Origin of the sequence: Qingshengfaniella alkalisoli, assembly GCF_007855645.1 — a bacterium.
Taxonomy (GTDB): domain Bacteria; phylum Pseudomonadota; class Alphaproteobacteria; order Rhodobacterales; family Rhodobacteraceae; genus Qingshengfaniella; species Qingshengfaniella alkalisoli.
In genome coordinates, this window is sequence record NZ_CP042261.1 from 1,391,983 (window position 1) to 1,410,873 (window position 18,891).

At 62.1% G+C, this 18,891-nt stretch carries 10 protein-coding genes; 3 read left to right on the forward strand and 7 right to left on the reverse strand.

What is annotated here, in order from left to right:
* Window positions 1-22: 22 nt before the first annotated feature.
* On the reverse strand, window positions 23-391 hold the full coding sequence (locus tag FPZ52_RS07085; RefSeq protein WP_240804310.1) for a winged helix-turn-helix transcriptional regulator: 369 nt from the start codon (window positions 389-391) through the stop codon (window positions 23-25).
* Between the two features lie 126 nt (window positions 392-517).
* Here FPZ52_RS07085 and FPZ52_RS07090 point away from each other — a divergent pair, with 126 nt between their 5' ends.
* Entirely contained in the window at window positions 518-961 is a 444-nt protein-coding gene (locus FPZ52_RS07090) for a GNAT family N-acetyltransferase (RefSeq protein WP_146364790.1), read from the forward strand.
* A gap of 75 nt (window positions 962-1,036) precedes the next feature.
* Here the strand turns inward: FPZ52_RS07090 and FPZ52_RS07095 are convergent, their stop codons facing one another.
* Entirely contained in the window at window positions 1,037-1,456 is a 420-nt protein-coding gene (locus FPZ52_RS07095; protein ID WP_146364791.1) for an Rrf2 family transcriptional regulator, read from the reverse strand.
* Between the two features lie 189 nt (window positions 1,457-1,645).
* Between FPZ52_RS07095 and FPZ52_RS07100 the strand changes: the two genes are divergently transcribed.
* On the forward strand, window positions 1,646-2,641 hold the full coding sequence (locus tag FPZ52_RS07100; RefSeq protein WP_146364792.1) for an alpha/beta hydrolase: 996 nt from the start codon (window positions 1,646-1,648) through the stop codon (window positions 2,639-2,641).
* Window positions 2,642-2,774: 133 nt separating this feature from the next.
* Window positions 2,775-3,392, forward strand: coding sequence for a hypothetical protein (locus tag FPZ52_RS07105; protein ID WP_146364793.1), 618 nt, complete (start codon window positions 2,775-2,777; stop codon window positions 3,390-3,392).
* 73 nt (window positions 3,393-3,465) lie between these two features.
* On the opposite strand, the gene FPZ52_RS18875 is transcribed toward FPZ52_RS07105, so the two are convergent.
* The 5 genes from FPZ52_RS18875 to FPZ52_RS07125 all read right to left on the reverse strand — a co-directional run bounded on the left by FPZ52_RS18875 (window position 3,466) and on the right by FPZ52_RS07125 (window position 18,595).
* The gene (locus tag FPZ52_RS18875) at window positions 3,466-3,639 is read right to left on the reverse strand and encodes a hypothetical protein (RefSeq protein ID WP_168201278.1); all 174 of its coding nucleotides are present in this window, start codon (window positions 3,637-3,639) and stop codon (window positions 3,466-3,468) included.
* A 143-nt stretch (window positions 3,640-3,782) separates the two neighbouring features.
* Complete coding sequence (locus FPZ52_RS07110) at window positions 3,783-4,211, reverse strand: outer membrane protein assembly factor BamE (RefSeq protein ID WP_146364794.1); 429 nt, start codon at window positions 4,209-4,211, stop codon at window positions 3,783-3,785.
* A 67-nt stretch (window positions 4,212-4,278) separates the two neighbouring features.
* Entirely contained in the window at window positions 4,279-5,445 is a 1,167-nt protein-coding gene (locus FPZ52_RS07115) for a beta-barrel domain-containing protein (RefSeq protein ID WP_146364795.1), read from the reverse strand.
* Window positions 5,442-7,565 (reverse strand): type I secretion system permease/ATPase, encoded by a 2,124-nt coding sequence (locus FPZ52_RS07120; protein ID WP_146364796.1) that lies wholly within the window; start codon window positions 7,563-7,565, stop codon window positions 5,442-5,444. Before FPZ52_RS07120 ends, FPZ52_RS07115 begins: the two co-directional genes overlap by 4 nt.
* A gap of 107 nt (window positions 7,566-7,672) precedes the next feature.
* Window positions 7,673-18,595, reverse strand: coding sequence for a VCBS domain-containing protein (locus tag FPZ52_RS07125; RefSeq protein ID WP_146364797.1), 10,923 nt, complete (start codon window positions 18,593-18,595; stop codon window positions 7,673-7,675).
* Window positions 18,596-18,891 lie beyond the last annotated feature (296 nt).

The window sequence follows — 18,891 nt, forward strand, 5'->3', positions numbered from 1 at the left end:
ATTTGCAGCAACGCGATGAATGTCAGCGTGTCGGCTCATCCTTGACCCGGAAAGTAGCTGAGTCTTCTTGAGCGACAACGGCAGCCCAGTCGTAGAGGTCAGAAAGAAGGCAGCGCAAGGCTTCGCCCTGGGCGGTGAGGCTGTAGGTGACTTCGCGCGGGTAGGTGTTCGTCTCATCCCGCCGCGCCAGGCCGCGCGCGGTCATGCCCGCCAGCCGTTCGGTCAGGACCTTGGGCGAGATGCGTGGCAAGAGCGCCAGGAGTTCCGAGTATCGTTTCGGCCCGCCCGATAGATGCCACAGCACCAGGGCGTTCCAGCGGTGACCAAGGAATCCCAGCCAGTCTTCGGCAGGGCAGTCGTTGGGGCGGCGGGCGATGGTTGGTTCAAGCATTGGGCTTCCCATTTGGTGAGTCCAGAGTCGCCGTGATCTGAACGCTCAGGGAACCTCTAGCGGGCCCGGAAATGTAAGGAAGGAGATCAGGATCTCAGTAAGTTACTCGTGTCGAAAGGAAGAAATATGATTCAGATCAGGCAAGCGATCGAATCTGACGCTGCAGAGGCCATTAGCACCCTGAGGCGCTCGATTACCGAACTATGCACCGCAGATCATCAGAATGATCCGACAGAAATCGAAAACTGGCTTGGCAACAAGACATTCGAGGGTTGGAGCAAGTGGATCCGGCGGGATGACGCCGTAGTGCTGGTGGCAGAACGGGACGGGATGATCATCGGCGTTGGTATGGCCATCTTGAGCGGCGACATCCTATTGAACTACGTCCATCCGGCAGCACGCTTCGGAGGTGTCAGCAAAGCCATTCTCGCTGCCTTGGAGGAAACTTTACGAGCAAGGGGTGTTCACTGCTGTCGCCTGCAAAGCACGATCACGGCCCGATCCTTCTACGAAAGCTGCGGTTTTAAGTCAGAGGGGAACGACACGCTCATGCTCGCCAAATCCCTTTAGCTTCTGGGCCCGTAAGGGCTCGAAACCGTCATCCGTCCCGCGCCGCCTGACGGACCGGGATGCGGGACGAAGCGGTCATTTGGTATCCGTGGCCATCCGAGCGATATCGCCCAGGCTCAGGGACTCGTATCGCGCGAGGACCTGACGCGCGGCTTCCGCTTCGATGTCGGTAAGCGTGCTGTTCACCGCGCCCTCCACTGGGCAGCCTGGGTGATCGCGTGACTCCGAGGGGGCGGACCAACCCGGACGATCGAGCGCCTCGAACACGTCGGCGACCGATATGGAGTCGAGCGATCGCACCACGCGCCAACCACCACTTCGTCCCTTCGTTGCTTCGATCAGCCCTGTCTCACGCAGGCCAGCGAGCATGCGCCGGACCACAACGGCATTGATCGATAACATCGTGGCGATCTCGGCCGAGGACATCACCCGCTCCCGGAGCGATAGGTGGATCAGAGCGTGCAGAACGCGGGGAAGCCTGAGGTCGGATGTCACGCTAGAATCCTAAAGTGTATCATCTTGGGTTACATTATGCGGTCGTACCGCGTATATGTCACATCGCATGTTACAGAATGGAGCGCCACGGTGAATCGTCGTCAAATCTTCGGAGTTCTCGCGGCCCCAGCTCTTGTGCCTTTCATCAGACGCACGCGCGCAGACGCGAAACCCCATGGAGAAGTCCCTATGACAAAGCTAAACTACCGACATGTCGAGGCCAATGGCCTCCGGATGCGGATTGCCGACCACGGTGAGGGGCCGCTTGTCCTGCTCTGCCATGGCTTTCCTGAATCGTCCTATGCGTGGCGCCACCAGCTTTCTGCTCTCGCGGAGGCGGGCTACCGCGCTGTTGCGCCCGACCTGAGGGGGATCGGGGGAACGTCGGCTCCCGCTGACACCGAGGCGTATGCGCTTCAGCACCTCGTCGCCGATATGGTTGCCCTTACAGACGCGCTTGGAGCGCCGAGGGCGGTTATCGTCGGTAACGACTGGGGCGCAACGCTTGCGTGGCACGCGGCACTATTACGTCCAGACCTGTTCTCGGCGGTCGCTGCAGTCGGTGTGCCGATCATGGGCCAGCCTCCGATACCGCCGACACAGATATTTCCGCAGGCCGGGGATACCCTCTTCTACACGCTCTATTTCCAGGACGAAGGCGTCGCAGAGAAGGAGTTCGAAGCCGATATCCGCCGAACGCTGCTCAAAATCTACTATGCGGCTTCGAGCCAGGCCGGCCCCCGCATGGAGGGAGACGGAACACCCAATCCCTTTGGAATGGTGTCGCGGGAACGTGGCTTGCTCTCGTCTCTGCCAATGCCGGAGCGTGACCTGCCGTGGTTGTCCGGTGAGGATCTGGCGGTTTTCGTTTCTGACTATGCCGAGAGCGGCTTTCGCGGCGGGCTGAACCTATATCGTAACCTCGACCGCAACTGGGCGCTTCAATCGGCATTCGCCGGCCTAAAGGTTGAGGTGCCGGCGCTCTACATGGTCGGTACGCGCGATACCGGACTGTCGATGCCGGGCATGATGCAGATGATCAAGGGACAGAAAGATCTCGCCCCACAGCTGCGCGAGCCGATTTTCCTCGAGGCGTGCGGACACTGGGCACCCCAGGAACAAGCAACACGGGTGACCGAGACCCTTCTGCACTTCCTTGCGCAGGTCACGCCGCAACATCAATAACCATAGAACGCTGTCGCTCGCCGCTCGCGCTCTCAGCTAATGTCGTGTACTGGCTGATGGTGTTGAAAACTCCGCGCTTGCCCGGAGTCGAAGCTTCTGATTTCCTTGATTTATGGGAGCGGGAGGGCACGGGATGTTGGGAACTCTAAAGGCGCATCCGCGACTGTTCTACGAGTTCGATCTCGAGACGCATATCCCAGAGAACCATCTGGTGCGTGGGATCGACCGGGTCTGCGTGATCAGCGAGCGCGATATCGATCCCGTCCATCTAGAACGGGCCAAGCTTTTTCATGCTGCCCGTCACCCGAACCAGGAGATGGATCTGTTCATCAGGTCTGAACTGGCCGGGCTGACCCGGCCCATCGCCATTCGGGAATTGCTCCGCCAGTCGTCGGTCGGAAAGGCCGGCTGGTGGAGCGTGGTCCGCGCAATCCGCCCCGGCATCGTCGACGTGGTCAACTGGGAGCCGATCACCGAGCGTTCTGTCATCTGCATCCCGGAAGGAGCCGGATGGCAGCCCCCTTCGCTTCACGCCACCACCTCCTGGAAACGGATTGCACTATCCGTATCGGACCGCGCCGGGGCACGGTCATCGAGGCTTGCCCGGAAGGTTACGTTGTCGCCTGCGAAAAATGGACCGACCCGAAATCCAGGGAGATCACCAATCGCGCTCATCAGTTCCTGTCCCATGATCGCATTGCTGCCGACAATCGCCATGGCCAACTCATCGTCCTGTCCCGACCGCGCGTGACCCTTGCCATCGATGCCGGCGAACTTGACAGCAGGAAGCTGCTCCTCGAGCTCCGCGAACCCGAGCCGGTAGATCAGGCAAAGAGCGGATCATGTTCCAGCTTGCTCCCGCAGCCCAGGCGCTGACGCTGGTCACCAAGGTTGAAGACCATCTCTCCCACGAAGTGGTCCTTGCTGGATTTCAGGATAGGACGGGCCGCCCGGCTTTTGGCGGGAGCCCGGTTGGTAGCGATTTTTCTCTTCGCCATCGCTTGGACATATCTCCATCGGTCCGCAGCGGAACTGTCCGCGCGGTAATTTGTTTGACGATGGGCAAAGTCTGATATTGCCGTTACGCTTCGCCGACGGGCAACGGCGCCTCTATCTGATGGCGGCGACGCACATGACGGGATCAGCTCTGCTCGTCGAGCACCAGATCAGCGCATTGCGGGCGGCGCCAGACCGCCAGTTCCACCCGATCCTCTTCGTCGAAATACACGCGATACTGGCAGACCAACCGATCTGTTCCGACCAGAGGGAGGGACAAGTGGTATTCCCACGAACCGTCGGGATAGCCGACCTTCGCCCGGCCAAGCAGTTGGTACAGTTCATCCTGACTCTGCCCGATCGTGACCTGACGCACCTGATCAACACTGAGCTGCGTGCCTGCGCGCGCGTATTCCGCATCCATCTCGGGATAGGCTCGCCAAACTGTCGAAAACTCTCGCCGGGGGTCCACACGGTTCAGTTGTTCGGTTTCCTGCGCTACTGCATGCCCTAGCGGGAGCAATCCAGTTGCAAGCAACGCGAACAATACTTTGCGCCCATTTATATGTTTCATGTCGGTAACCTCTGTTCAGCCATCGGAAATTAGGGAGCCCATTGCCCGGATACGGCACACACGGAAATCAACGTTCACGAAGCGCCTCCTGTGCCCGGTTGAAAGGTTTGATGAGATACTGCCAGATGGTCTTTTCCCCTGTCCGGATATCGACTGTCGCGATCATGCCCGGGACGATTGGAAACCGGGTTCCGGCCTTGTTGACCAGGTAATCGTCGTAAGTACGGATATAGACCCGGTAATAGACCTGCTCAGGATTGACCTCGTCGCGTACAGTGTCGGGCGAAATCGTCACCACCTCACCTTCAAGCCCGCCAAAAATTGCGTAATCATAGGCCGAGACCTTGACCATGGCCCGCTGTCCGGGGTGGATGTAGGCGATATCACGCGGCGAAATCCGGGTCTCGATGAGCAACTGTTCGTCCATCGGCACAATGGACATGAGTTGCCCGCCGGGAGGAACGACACCGCCGATGGTCGTCACTGCAATGTCTTTGACAATGCCGCGCATGGGCGCACGAAAGGTCAGGCGCTCCAGTTGTTCCGACCGTCCCCGCATAACGGATGCCTGAACTTCCGCTTCTGCGTTCACGCGTTGCAATTCCTCGCCGATCTGCACCCGGGTATCGGCTTTCAACCGAACGATCTCCAGTTCGGTCTGAGCGACTTCGCGAAGCAACCTGATAGCTTCGACGCGGCTTGCGGCACCGCTGCTCAACAAGTTCTCGATAATCTCCAGCTCTTGCCGGGTCAGGTCCAGGCTCTCGTTCAACCCGGCAAGCGCGTCGTCCAGGCTGGCCCGACGCGATCGGAACAGGGCCAGTTCATTGGCACGCAATTGGTCGAACCGTTCACCGTCCAGCGCGGACGGAAACTCGACGGCGGCGGCCCCGTCGAGTTCGGCGCGCAGCCGGGCAGCTGCAGCGATGGCGGAATGATATTTCGCCGCTGCCTCCTGGACATTCGATACCGTTTGATCCGCATCGAGCCGGGCGAGCAATTCGCCCTTCTCGACAATATCGCCTTCTCTGACCGAAATCTCCGCGACGACCCCGCCATCAAGGGATTGAATCATTTGCTCACGCGAACTCGGCACTACTGTCCCGTAGCCGCTCGAAACCTCTGCCAACGGGAAATACCAGGCCCAGGCGAAGAATGCGGACAGCATGGCCGCCACGAGCCAGACCATCAGACGCTGCGGCCGCGTCTCTTCGTTCACCAACACTGCGCTCATGCCGCAACCTTCCCGCTGCGCAGCTGTGCCAGCACCTGTTCCTTCGGTCCGTCCATCGCGATAGTGCCATTGCTGACCACGATCAGCCGGTCCACCATCCGCAGCACGGCCGGACGATGCGTTGCCACGATCACCGAAACCTCGGCCTCCAGTCCTGACAGCATCTCGATCACCGAAGCTTCAGATACCTCGTCGAGTGATGCAGTTGGTTCATCGAGCAGCAGAACGTTCGGATCGCGCAGCAGAAGCCGGGCCAGCAACAGCCCCTGACGTTGCCCCCCGGACAGCCCAAGGCCGCCTTCCTGCACCAGGTGATCCAATCCATCGGGCAGCTTGCGAATGAAGTCGTCCAGTCCCATCTCACCAAGCGCCGCAAGAATCGCCTCATCCGTCGCTCCCGGCGCGCCCAGCGTCAGGTTCTCGCGCAGGGTGCCGTGGAACAGCCGCGCCCCCTGCCCCATGAACCCGATATCGCGCCGCAGATCGGCCGGATCGACCAGGCCCATCACCACGTCATCGACACGGATCTCGCCCTGCAAGGGGTCCAGCAGACCGGCCAGCCCCGACAGCAGGGTCGATTTTCCCGCGCCGTTGCGGCCGAGAATAGCGATCCGTTCACCCGGCGCGATCCGCAATTGCCCGACCTTCAGAACCGGCGTCTGCGGGTCGTGGCCGAAGACCGCGCTCTTGAGGCGAAAGGCGCCGTGGATTGAAGGCTTGTGAATGCGCTGCTGTTCTTCCGGCGAGTCCACCGGCAACGCCATCAATCCGTCCAGCGCCTCACGGGCAACGCGTGCCTGCTGCCAGCGGTTGAGAATCTGGGTGACGGAGGCCAGCGGTGCCAGCATCCGCGAGGACAGCATCGATGCCGCGACGAGCACGCCGGTGCTCATGTCCCCCGCCATGACCATGGGTGCCCCGAAAAAGATCACCACGGCAAACACCCCGCCCTGTACCGACTGCGCCCAGGAGGTCAGCCGACCCACCAGGTCGCGAAGCTCCATCGCAGATCCTGCGGTTGTCTCGTTGTAGTGGTTCCACAGGTTCTGGAAACGCGTCTCGGCCTGAAGGGCCTTGATATCGTCCAACCCCTGGATCGCTTCGACAAGCATTGCGCTGCGCAGCGCGCTTTCGCGCGTGTTCGCCTCGGCCAGGCGGCGCAGTCGTTTCTGTGCGAGCAATCCCGGAAGAACGAGCAGGACCATCGCGACCAGCGGGATCCAGACCAGTGGTCCGGCGATGTAATAGAACAGCGCGCAGAACAGCAGGAAGAACGGCACATCTGCGACCGCTGCCACTGTTGTCGACGTCAGCATCTCGCGCACATGCTCAAGCTCGCGGACTTGCGATATGAACGTGCCGGTTGAACGCGGCCGTGCGGTGTTGCGCACCCGAAGCGCATGGCCGAACACGCGGTCCGATATTTTCAGGTCGGCCGCCTTGCCCGCGACATCCGTGATGCGTCCGCGGGCGATCTTCATCACCAGCGCGAAGCCCATCGCCATCATCGCCCCGATGAACAGCACGTAAAGCGTGTTCATGGATTGCGCCGGCACCACCCGGTCATAGACCTGCATCGAGAAGATGACCCCGGCCAGTGCCAGTGTGTTGGCCACCAGCGAGGCAATCATCACGGACCGATAGGGTGCCATATCGGCCAGAACGATGCTGCGCAGCCAGTCCGGACGCCACGGCGCGATATAGTCGTCTATCCGTAGGTCCGGGCGGCTCGATACCGGGCGCAGCACGAAGAGCCGTTGCAGACTCGCAAAGAGTTCGTCGCGCGTGAAAGGAGTTTCAAGGCCACCCATGCCGTCAACCACGACGCCGAAACCGTCCTTTGTTTCGCGCTCGATCACGCCGATTTCACCATTGCCGAAGTCGGCGATGACCGGCAAGCGCAGCTTTGAAACGGCATTGCGGTGCGGTTTGATCTCTTCGACCCCCAGCCCCGCAGACCGCGCCAGGCGTCGCAGCTGGTTCTTTTCACCCGACCACGCCAGATCAATCCGGACCTGTTCGGGCGAGACGGCAATGCGGTAGTACGCGGCGACACGCAGTACCGCTCCCATCCAACCCTGCGCAGACGGGGCGTCGGGAAGAAGATGCGGCTTGCTCATCTCATGCCCGACCTTGCCTGAGGGGGGCTAGAGTTGCGATGTTCTGCAATACTGCTGGCATCATAAGCTCATCATTGAAATTCGACGCGACGACCATCCCGGCAACCTCAAACTTCGTAGACCACGTTGGATTGAAGCTCCTCGTCGAGGGTTTGATCCGGCGTCGAACTGCCCCAGTCTCCGGTTTCATTGCTGCCGCCCTCCGCCGCAGCCGGAGTTTGAGAGTCCTCTTCCGGCAGTTGATCGATCAGCGCATCTGCGCCTGAGCCGGCATCCGCGTCCGAGATGAGCACATCCTCCAGAATGATGGAGTCCGCGGGCGATCCCGGTTCGGTTTCATCAGGCATCGCATCCGCATCGAGTGCCACCAGACCGAAACTTTCCGTGGTGCTGGAGAAAGAGAGAAGCGACGGTGCAGAAACCTCGTCAGAGGCCACAGAGAAGCCCTCGACTGGCGGCGTTACTCCGGCACCGTCGACCACCAGCGTTACCTCGCTGCCGCCGCTGGTTCCCGTATAGCTGCCGTCGCCGTTATCGTTCCAGTCACCGGCCAGGGTCAGGTTGTCCTCCGCCGATCCTGCAATCGTTAGATGATTGCTGCCACTGGTCATGTTCAGCACATGCTCGACCGTCAGGTCGGTGATGCTGTTGGCCCCGGCGATGCCCATCTCGAGCACCTCGATATTGCTCAGGCTGCTCTGGAGATCATCGCCCGTCAGGCTTTCACCCTGGCGCAGGTTCACCGTGTCATCGCCGCTTCGCCCGTCGATCGAAAGGCCGGTCCACAGCAGGTCGTCATCTCCCGTGCTCGTCTGCTGGACTCCGATGTTGAGCGTGACGGTGCTCTCCGCGTCTGCCGAGACATCCGCCCCGTCCACGGTCCGCGCCGTCACCGCGACTTGCACGCCGTCCGTGGTGGCGTCGGTGTCCGCAATCGCGTTCGCCGCTTGCCGGAAGCCGAGCGCATCCACGTCGGATTGGCTCAGTCCCTCGACGGTGTAGGTATCCGTCCCCGCGTCGTAGTTCACGCCACCTGTCAGGAGCTCGCCGCCGACATAGAAGGACGCGTATTGCCCCAGCCCGGTCAGTTCCAGTGTCACGGTCTCGACGCTGGCGTCAGGCGCCGCCGTCTGCGATGCATCGACGGAGTCCGCCATCGACGCGTTGAGGTTCAGCGGTACGATAGTTCCTTCACGCCCGAATGAATTGGTGGGCGTCAGTTCAATCCCGTTGGCAACGGGTGTCACGGTAACAGGATCGAGTTCCAGAACATCGACACGGCTTTCCGACAGTTCGGTTTCGCCCGAGGTGACCGTCAGTTCCAGATCCTCAAGCGTTCCGCTCCAGTGCTTGGGCGGGAGAATCCCTATATAGGCCGGCAACGACTCACCGTTCGAGGCAACGATCCACGTATTCAGACCATCGGTTCCTCCGGCATTGCTGCTCATGTCGGCTGCGCTCGCATCGCCCACGCTGTCGCCGGTGTAGAGCAGGAAACCATCGGGAAGGTTCGACAACAGCACGCTGGTGATCTGCTCCGACCCGTCGCTGTCGTTGAGATCCAGACCCAAATCGAGTTCGATCAGCGAGTCGCTGCTCGTATCCGCAGCCTCCTCACCGGTGACCGGGGCCGGATCGGTGAACGCCACACCGTCATTGCTGATCGACACCGGCAGTGTAGCGGAACCCTCAGAGGTCACCGCCTCTGCCGCGCCCGTTTCGGTGTTCCGCACCCAGGCATCGACCGTAACGTCGCCGGCCACCATTTCATCGGGTGTGAAGACCAGGTCGGACGGAACACCCATCTCGGTATCCGAGATGACGTAATAGGTGCCATCCGGAATCCCTTCGACTCCGGTGATCTCCTCGGATGGAATCTCCACTCCGTCGAGGGTCAGCGTGCCCTCGCCCAGCCCGTTGGAGCCACCGATCTGAAGATAGAGATCCCCGTTCTCGATGGACCCCGCGGCACCGTCCGCGATGTTGCTCACTGTCACGGTCAACGGGATCTCGCTGTCCGTTTCGGTCAGTTCACCATCGGCATCCGTATCGCCCAGAACGATCGAGACATCCGCCGGATCGGCAACCGGAACAACCGGGATTTCCGGCACCACATTCTCCGAAACCGACTGCGAACCACCGGGAACGGCCGTGGTCAGCGTTGCGTCGAAAGAGAAAGCGTCACCAAGATTGTTGTCGTTACCATCGCCTGCCGGCGTGATCACGATACTGTCCATCAACGCGCCGAGTTGCGCCTGAACGGCGGCCGCATCATCGCCCGGATTTGTCGTGACCGACGCGGTCCAGACCTCCTGGCCATCGACCGTGGTGCGCACCATTCCGGAAATCGATGTTCCGGGCGGAACATCACTGAGCGTGATCGTCAGGATGCTTGGATCCGTGCCCTGCGCCGTCACCTGCCCATTGATCATCTCGGACAACATGAAGCTGGTATCTTCGGTCGCCGCCTGATCGGTATAATCCCACGCATCGATCGAAGGTGGATTGCCGGGATCGCCGGACTCGAAATCCGTGTTCAGCGTCCACTCCGTGCTGTCAGACAGCACTTCGGTTCCGGGCGTCACCTGATCGCCGCGATCCTGTGTCTGGACGGTCATGGAGATGACTTCGTCCGTGACACCTGCGGCACCACTGCCGACCGTGAAAACGACGGGCAGGTCGATACCACCCGCATCGTTGACCGGCAATGCATCGGCGCCATCGTAGATCAGGAGCCAGTTGCCGCCGCCCATCGCCTGTGCATCGTCGACTGTCACGCCCTCCGGCACATTCTCGATGAGAACGCGCACCACGTGCTCGCTGCCGTCGCTGTCGGGCGTGGCGACGTTCAGGTTGACGGTCACCTTCTCTCCGGCTGTATCGACGCTTACAGTGTTGTCCGTCACCTCGGCATCGCCGTCGCTGGAAATACCGCCGATCGAGAGATCGGGCTGATCCGTCACAGGTGTAGCGCTCAACTCGAAACGGCCAGCGACCCAGTCTCCGGTCACCTCGGACACGCTGCCGTCGCCCGGATCTGTTACCTGGTAGAGCAGATCGAACCCGCCCAGGTCACCGTCCAGATGCTCCGAGCCTTGGGCCGAAAGCTGTTCGGCCTGCGCTGCGGTCAGTTCGTAGTAGGTGACGCCGCCCTCGGTGACCGTGTTCAGGCCGGATTCGGACAGTGCCACTTCGGAACCCGGTTCACCGATGAACAGCGTGAAGTTCCCGTCATCCGCATCATCCACGCTGATCCGGAGCCCGGAAAGCACCTCGTCGGTATCGCCGTTCTGATGCACGATCCCGACACCAAGCGGCTGGATCGTGTCCTCGGTCAGCGTCGCACTGCTCGTCAGCGCCGCCTCGGGCGACGGTGTCACGCTGAAACTCACCTCTTCGCTGGTGCCGGTCAGCGAGGAGCCATCGTTCTCGGTCGTCACCGGGGTCACGCTGAAGTCAACCGTTCCGCTGAAGTTCTCCGGAACCGTGATCTCGGCGGTCGCGAGTTGCGCTTCGGTCAGCACCCAGACCCGGTCTGCGCCGGTCACCTCCGGCGTTGTCAGCGCCCGGCCATCCGGCAGGTCGAAGCCTTCGGGCAAGCCCGTCACCCGGAGCGTCAGCGCTTCGGACCCGTCATTGTCCTGCCGGTCCACGGCAAGCAGATCGGCGATCATGACGCTGTCGGCGCCACCGTCCAGATCGGCCTCGACGTAGTTCTGTGGAGTCGCGGTCACGTCGGCAGCGTCCGCGACGCCCCGGACCTCGACATCCATCTCCAGGCTGATCGGATCAGACGTATCCTCGATCAGCCCGTCATCGGTTTCCAGCCTGTCGACCGATTGCGCCGTGACATTCAGCGTGAAGTCATCGTTGCTGTCTTCCGGAGGTCGCAGGGTCATATCAGCCTGGGGATCGAAATCCGTCAGGGTGACGCTGCCGCTGCTGGTGTCCAGCACCGTGCCGTCATAGGTCAGCACCGCACCGGGCGGAATAGCGTCGATGGTCACGTCGAAGGTTTCGGACGGGTCGGAACTGGTCGGGCGGATATTCAGGGGAATATCAGCATCCTCCGGCCCCTGCGTTCGCGCGGCGAGGCTCAGCGTCACCTCGTCCGCCTGCGGCGCAACCACGAGATTGGTCAGGAAGGCCTCGCCGCTGACGGTCTCCGAGTTGTCGTCGCCGCCAATCGCGCCGTCATCGTCATAGTCGACGGTATAGGCCTGAACCCGGATATTGAACTGACCCGAGAAGTTGTCCGCGGCCCGGAATTCCAGCGTGTCCAGCGCGGACATGGGCACGTCGATTGCCGTTCCATCAAAGACAGCTTCCATGGCGGTCCCGTCTTCCACCCAGCGGAACCGCGAGCCGATGGCATCCTCAGGATTGCCGTCGCCGTTGATCAGTTCCGGCGTCAGGCGGGCATAGGTCACCTCGCTGTCGTCCTGGTTGGACCACCCCGCCGCCAGATCGAAGCCATCGCTATTGATGTCGAACCACGCATCTTCCGTCCCGGCAGACGGGTACTCGAAACCCGGTGTCATCGTCAGGTCGTCGGTCCCGTCGCCGTCGGTATCGGTGCCGACGGTTTCGGGCGTCTCGTTGACCGTCACGACAAGCTCGTGCTGCGTCGTGGTCGTATCGGTCACCGTCGCCCCATTGACGATGCTCTCGTCAGCGGCAGTCACGTCGAGCGTCAGCGTCGCGTCGCTGCTGTCGTGGGCAGGCGGAGTGATCGTGAAATCGTCCAGATAAGCCTCGCGCTCGGCCTCGGTTCCCGCCGTGAAAGCGATCGTGTAGGTCGAACCCGTCTGTCCCGCTGTTGCACCCGCAAGCGCATCATCCGGAGCCGTCACGGTCCAGCCGGCCGGCACCTCGAAGGAGACTTCGGTGATGACCTCGGAGCCGCCCGTCGATGCATCTTCACTGGTGTCCGTCAGGCTCACGCCCGCCAGGAAGGCGATGGCGGTGTCCTCCTCGCCCTCCGCGCCTTCGACCGCCACGTCGTCGGCCACGGGCGCAACATGCAGGTTCAACGTGACACTGTTGTCGCTTGTATCCGCCTCGGCGATACCGTCGACCTCGCCCGGCACGACCGTGGAGCCATCCAGGTAACCGTCGGCGTCCTTATCCTGGGCGTTGAGCGTGACGGTGATACCGTTCAGATCGCCGCTGAAATTTGCCGTGCCGCCAATATTTATCGCGGGGAAGGCCGATGCGTCCGTGCCCAGTCCCGGCGCCGAAACCGTGAAACCCTCGCCTGCCGCCACCGTTTGGCCATTCACGACGATATCGACGCCCGAACCATTCTGGATGGTGATCGACCGCAATTCGCTGCCGTCCAGATCGTCGAAACTTGTCAGCAGCATTTCGGACAGATCGACCGACATATCCTCGTCCAGCGCAATGTCGGCCTCGGTGTTTCCGCCAGTGCCTCCATAGGTGATCTCGTCGGCGTTCTCGACCGCGGCGGCATCGACCGTGCTATCGAACACCATCGCTGCCGGATCGGTCACCGCCTGCACGTGGACGGTCACCGTCTCGTTGCTGGTGGCGCCCGGAACATCTGGCAGGGTGTTTCCGCTCCCGTCCACCTCGTAGCTCGTGACGCTGTAGGTTACATCGAAGTTGTCCGAGTCGTGTTCGGGCGGCAGCACCTCCAGCGCCTCGAACTCGTCGCTGGTCATGCTGATCGCGCCCGTGGCGTCCGCCACAGTCAGGCCGGGGTCGGTCAGCGTGATCGTCACCTCGCCGCTATCGTCAACGGTCACCGACCCGCTGCCCCAGCTCAGCTCCGCCCCCTCTGGCAGCCCGGAAAGCGTGATGGCCCCGATGCGTTCCGGGGTGGGATTGTTGCCCGCACCCGTTCCGTCATCGACCACGACCGGCGCAGTCAGGCCCAATGCCACCGCGGTGTCCTCCAGCGTGCCGACATCTGCGGCGTCCGCATCAATCGTTGGCGCATCCGAAACCGGCGTCACATCCACTGTCACGTCGACGGTCGCGTCTGTTCCGTCATCTTCGGTACGAACCTGATAAGTTTCCTGGCCGCTGAATTGCGGGTCCGGCACGTAGTCGAGTTCGCCATCGGCGCTGATGGTCACGGTGCCATTGGCGGTGTTGTAGATCGTGCCACCGGAGCCGTCAGAATCGCCGGTCAGTTCGACGCCGTTCTGCCAGATCACGGTGTTGTCGGCCGTCGCGTCGGCCGAGATGTTGGCGGTGAACCCTTCGCTGTCCTCGTCCACGGTGCGCGCCAGCGTTGCCCCGACCGCATCGTCGGCAATGGTCACGCTGAAATCGGTCGTATCGGTGTCGCCGTCGCTGTCGGTTACCTCTGTGCCAAAAGTCAGGTCCAGACTTTCCTCGCCGTCGTGATCAAGCGGCCCCAACAGCTCGAAAGAGTAGCCCGCGTCTGCCGAGGTCGGATCGGTAACTGTCACAATAAAGACCGGATCACCGCCGTTGACCGTGTAGGCCGTAAGCGTGTGCCCATCCGTCGACAGCTCGTAGCGTAGATCGTCGCCGCCGGATGACAGTCCGTCGGGCGCGCTATCGGTCGTCAGCTTGACGTCCAGCGTGTCCTGCCCCGCACTCAGGTTCAGCGAGCCGTCGACCACCGTCTGAGGTGCGTCCGGGTTGCTGCCTGTCGCCAGGTTTGCCTCGTCGACGGTCCCGTCTTCCGGCGCCCTGAAGGCGGGGGCCGTATCGGTAACCGTAATGGCCTGCGTCGCCGAACCGGCGGAAATGTCGCCATCTGCGTCGATGACGGTATAGCTGAAATCGTCGCTCAGGTCGGTATCGTTGGCAGGCTGTGCGTGCTCCACCGTCGCCAGCGGCGTGTAGGTCCAGGTGCCGTCGCTTTCTACTGTCAGCTCTCCGTATTGCGTCTCGACGGTTTCGGACCCGCCTTCCGGGATCTGCACCGAGACGTCCGCACCGGAGCGGTCGGTATAGCCAACCTCGTGCACGCGGCCGCCATCGGCGCCAAGCGTGTCATTCGCCAACAGGTTCGTCCCGCCGCTTGCCGAGCCGACTGCGCCGCCGCCCTCAGCTACGGTCACGGCGGTATCGTCCTGCGGGACCTGAGGTGCGTCGTCCTCCACGGCAGCGGTCAGGCTATCCACCCGGATATCGCCGTCGGTTTCAACCACGGCGATCTGGATCGACTCGTGGATGCGGTCATTGGCGACACTATCACTGTGCTCGTCCGAATTCTCAGACAGCGCATAGGTATAGCTGATGACGCCCGTCTCGGCGTCATATCCCGTGATCGTGAGTGTCCCATAGTCCGTGGGGATGTCCACCGGCGTGGTCCCCGTACCTTCGAGTTGCAGCGCGGTCAGTTCGGTTCCGCCACTCAGTGTGCCACCGGAAACGGTACCACCGATGACGATGCTCGAAAGCGTCGACAGGCCGGGCGCAATCGTGAAGGTAGAGGCCGTCGCATCGGTATCCGAGCCGGCGTCCGAGCCGTCGGGCAGCCCCGCCTCTTCGACAACGATGTCTTCCAGTTCCCCGTCGACCGCATCGGCGACGGTCAGGCCGGTCACCGTGCGATCATCCGTGCTCGTGTTCCCGTATTCGTCGACCGCCTCCGCCGAGATCTCGGTGTCATCCTCGCCCAGCGGGCCCGGCAAGGTGACGCTCCAGGTGCCGTCAGGCTGAACCTCTGCAGTATAGCTGGACCCGTCGACATCGAGTGTGACTTCGGCACCCGGCTCGCCGGTTCCGGTCACGGTTGGTGGCTCACCGTCAACAACCAGAACCGGATCGATCTCAACGGTGGTCACGGTGTCCTTGAAGATCGTGTCGGTCGTCGTGGCCGTGTTGCCCGACGCATCCTCGATATCGGCGGTGACCGTCAGATCACCATCAGATAGCCCGCTGAGATCCGCCGTCGTCGTGTAGGAACCATCCGCTTGCACAGTGATACTGTCAACCGGCACGGTCACCTCGTTGGTCCCGTCGCTGATCACGAGGGACGTGACGGTGCCGCCGGGGGCCGCGTGGCCACTGATGGCGACCTCTGTCAGCTCATCAACCGACGACAGAACGTCATCGGGCGTCGTCGCGTCATCGGGGCTGGCATCGTCGGTGATATCCACGCCGACGATATTGATGACCCAGTTCCCGGTCGCCGTCGCATTGGGCGCGCCGCTGCCGTCATCGACAGTATAGGGCAGCGAGATTTCCCCCGATGCGCCCGGCCCCGGCGCAAAGGTAAGCTGACCGCTGCCGTTCAGCGTGACCGTTCCGCGATCGTCGCTGAGGACCACCGGGGCGCCCACGGCGATTGGTTGGCCGTCGACAGATGTAACCGTCAGTCCGGCGGTTTCGCCGTCATCGTCATCGCTGTCATTGGCGAGCACATCCATGACCGCGTCGTCGCCCGGCGCGATGAGCGACGCTTCATCGCCGGTCACCGGCTGGTCGTTGGTACCGGTGAGGGTCACCTCGACCGTCTCGGTCGCCGTATCCCCAGAGGAATCCGTGACCGTCACGTCATAGTGTTGTGTCAGCGTCTCACCTTCGCCCAGACCGTCCAGCACGCTGTCGTTGACCGTGAAGGTCCAGTCGATCTGGCCGGTGTCCGAGTCGACTTCCGTTGTGGTGAAAGTGCCGAGATAGTCGGTACCCGCTTCCGTCACGTCGACCGTATGCGTATCCGAACCGTCGGGGTCGATCACGGTGATCGTACCCGTCTGGCTGTGATCCTCCGCGTTCTCCCCGGCCGCACCGTCTGCGGTCTCGGTGACAGACGCATCGAGATCCGAGCCGGGCGAGATCGTCAGTCCATCGTTCTCGCCGGTGATGGTGATTGTCACCACCTGTTCGTCATAGCCGCCGGCGCTGTCGGTCACCCGTACGGTGATTTCGTCGAGCACGGACTCGTCTTCGGCAAGGGCCTGGACTTCGGGCGAGCTGTTGTCGAGTTCGTAGCGCCATTCGCCGGTTTCTTCGTCAACGGTCAGTTCGCCATAGGTGCCGCTGCTGCCCTCGACAGTCCAGACATGACTGTCCGAAGTGTCGATGTCGGTTTGCGCCAGCGTACCGGTGGCGATCTGCGTGCCGTCCTCGGCCACATCACCGGTCGCCTCGCCGGAGATCTCCGGCAGGTCGTTGGTGCCGTTGATCGTCACCGTGATAGTCGTGTCGGCCGTCCCGTCCGTCGATGGCACCGTCCAGCTTTCCGTGATCGACTCGCCTTCGGCCAGTGTCTGGATATCTTCCAGAGTATTGTCGACGGAATAGTCCCAGTTGCCATCGCTATCGACGGACATCGCACCCAGTGCCGCGCCGCCATGGCTACCGCCCACAAAGGCAAGATTGTCTGCATCGACGCCGCTTTCCCCGGCATCCGGGTCCGAGATAGTGAGCTGCCCGCTTGTCGTCAGGTTGCCCGTCCCGTTGTCATCATCCTCGGTCACCGCGCCGGTTCCCTCGGTCACCACGGGCACGTCATTGGCCCCGGTCACGGTGACTTCGATGGTCTCGGTCGCGGTGCCGTCGCGGCTGGTCACCACCAGCTGATCGGTTGCAGTCTCACCATCGGTCAGCGCCTGGGTCGCTGCGCGGTCATTGTCGAGCGTGTAACTCCACTCTCCGGTCTCCGGATCGAAGCTGAAGCTGCCATAGGTGCCTTCCAGACTGTCCGGCGCCTGGAACCCGGCCTCTCCTTCGTCCACATCCTCTACTGCGAGAGTTCCCAAGGCATCGGGACTGCCTGGCACATCGTTTTCCACGCCACCGGCCTCGATGACATCACCTTCCGCTTCACCGGAGATCGCGGCTGGGTCGTTCACAGGGGTCACCGTCACCGGAACCGTCACGGTGTCCGTGCCACCGTTGCCGTCTGAAACCGTAACCTCGAACGAGTCCTCGCCGGTGTAGTCCTCGTCCGGCACGTAGCTGTAGCTGCCGTCGGGATTGACCGTGACCGTGCCGTGCTCCGGATCGCCGTTCAGCGTGTAGGTCAGATCGTCGCCATCGACATCGCTGCCCGTTACGACACCATCCACCGGCGTATCTTCCGGCGTCGTCACCAGCTCGGCCTCGCCAACCGGCGGGTCATTCACCGGCGTCACGGTCACCGGAACCGTCACCGTGTCCGTACCGCCGTTGCCGTCGGAGACCGTAACCTCGAACGAGTCCTCGCCGGTGTAGTCCTCGTCCGGCACGTAGCTGTAGCTGCCGTCGGGATTGACCGTGACCGTGCCGTGCTCCGGATCGCCGTTCAGCGTGTAGGTCAGATCGTCGCCATCGACATCGCTGCCCGTTACGACACCATCCACCGGCGTATCTTCCGGCGTCGTCACCAGCTCGGCCTCGCCAACCGGCGGGTCATTCACCGGCGTCACGGTCACCGGAACCGTCACCGTGTCCGTACCGCCGTTGCCGTCGGAGACCGTAACCTCGAACGAGTCCTCGCCGGTGTAGTCCTCGTCCGGCACGTAGCTGTAGCTGCCGTCGGGATTGACCGTCACCGTGCCATGCTCGGGATCGCCGCTCAGAGTGTAGCTCAACTCGTCGCCATCGACATCGCTGCCCGTCACCACACCATCGACCGGCGTGTCTTCCGGCGTCGTCACCGGCTGGGCTGCACCTTCAGGGGGATCGTTTTCCATCGCTGCGGATCCGGAGTCTCCGCCGCTTGCGGCAGCCGCACCTGCGCCCAACCCGGTGGCCAATAGCCCCGGCAACCAGGGCATGGACGCACCCTGCTGTTCAATCTCCGCAAATGCGAATCCATCAGAGGTATCGTCATACTGCGCCCACCAGTCGACATCGCTCGCATCTTCGAAGACCAGGTCGCTACGCTCACCTTCAATCATCACGAAGAAATTGTCGATACGCAGCACCGAACCGTCGTTCAACGTGATGACCAGGTCGTCACCGTCACGCTGATACCCTGCGATCTGTTCCGGGCCGGCCTGCAGGCGTATGACGCTAGGGGCATCCAATGTGACACGGCTCGTATCGGAAATCTGCTGTGTTTCACTGCTGGCTTTCCGAATTACAGCTAAATGCATCGCCTGTATCCCTTTCCGGTGACTTCTTCACGTTGGCCGAGGCGATGCCGGGTTCTGTCTTTCGGAAATGAGCAAGACCCTGATCGCTGCAGACCAGGGCACACGCGTAAAGGAATTCACCAGTCAAGGAAGTGACAGTGGGTGCTGTAACCGTGACAGCCTTGAAACCATGGAAATAACGGCCGTGTCACAGCTTGAAGTGACACTGACGTTCCGTTAAGGACAGCCACAACCTTGCAGGAAGAGGCTCTGCCAGAGCCGCCAGAACGTATGCGGGTTGAGACACCTGTCTTGCC

Excerpts from the sequence above, each read along its gene's own strand:
- FPZ52_RS07110 (WP_146364794.1), bottom strand. The coding sequence starts at position 4,211 with ATGAAACATATAAATGGGCGCAAAGTATTGTTCGCGTTGCTTGCAACT.
- FPZ52_RS07120 (WP_146364796.1), bottom strand. The coding sequence starts at position 7,565 with ATGAGCAAGCCGCATCTTCTTCCCGACGCCCCGTCTGCGCAGGGTTGG.
- FPZ52_RS07115 (WP_146364795.1), bottom strand. The coding sequence starts at position 5,445 with ATGAGCGCAGTGTTGGTGAACGAAGAGACGCGGCCGCAGCGTCTGATG.
- FPZ52_RS07125 (WP_146364797.1), bottom strand. The coding sequence starts at position 18,595 with ATGCATTTAGCTGTAATTCGGAAAGCCAGCAGTGAAACACAGCAGATT.
- FPZ52_RS07100 (WP_146364792.1), top strand. The coding sequence starts at position 1,646 with ATGACAAAGCTAAACTACCGACATGTCGAGGCCAATGGCCTCCGGATG.
- FPZ52_RS07105 (WP_146364793.1), top strand. The coding sequence starts at position 2,775 with ATGTTGGGAACTCTAAAGGCGCATCCGCGACTGTTCTACGAGTTCGAT.
- FPZ52_RS07090 (WP_146364790.1), top strand. The coding sequence starts at position 518 with ATGATTCAGATCAGGCAAGCGATCGAATCTGACGCTGCAGAGGCCATT.
- FPZ52_RS18875 (WP_168201278.1), bottom strand. The coding sequence starts at position 3,639 with ATGGCGAAGAGAAAAATCGCTACCAACCGGGCTCCCGCCAAAAGCCGG.
- FPZ52_RS07085 (WP_240804310.1), bottom strand. The coding sequence starts at position 391 with ATGCTTGAACCAACCATCGCCCGCCGCCCCAACGACTGCCCTGCCGAA.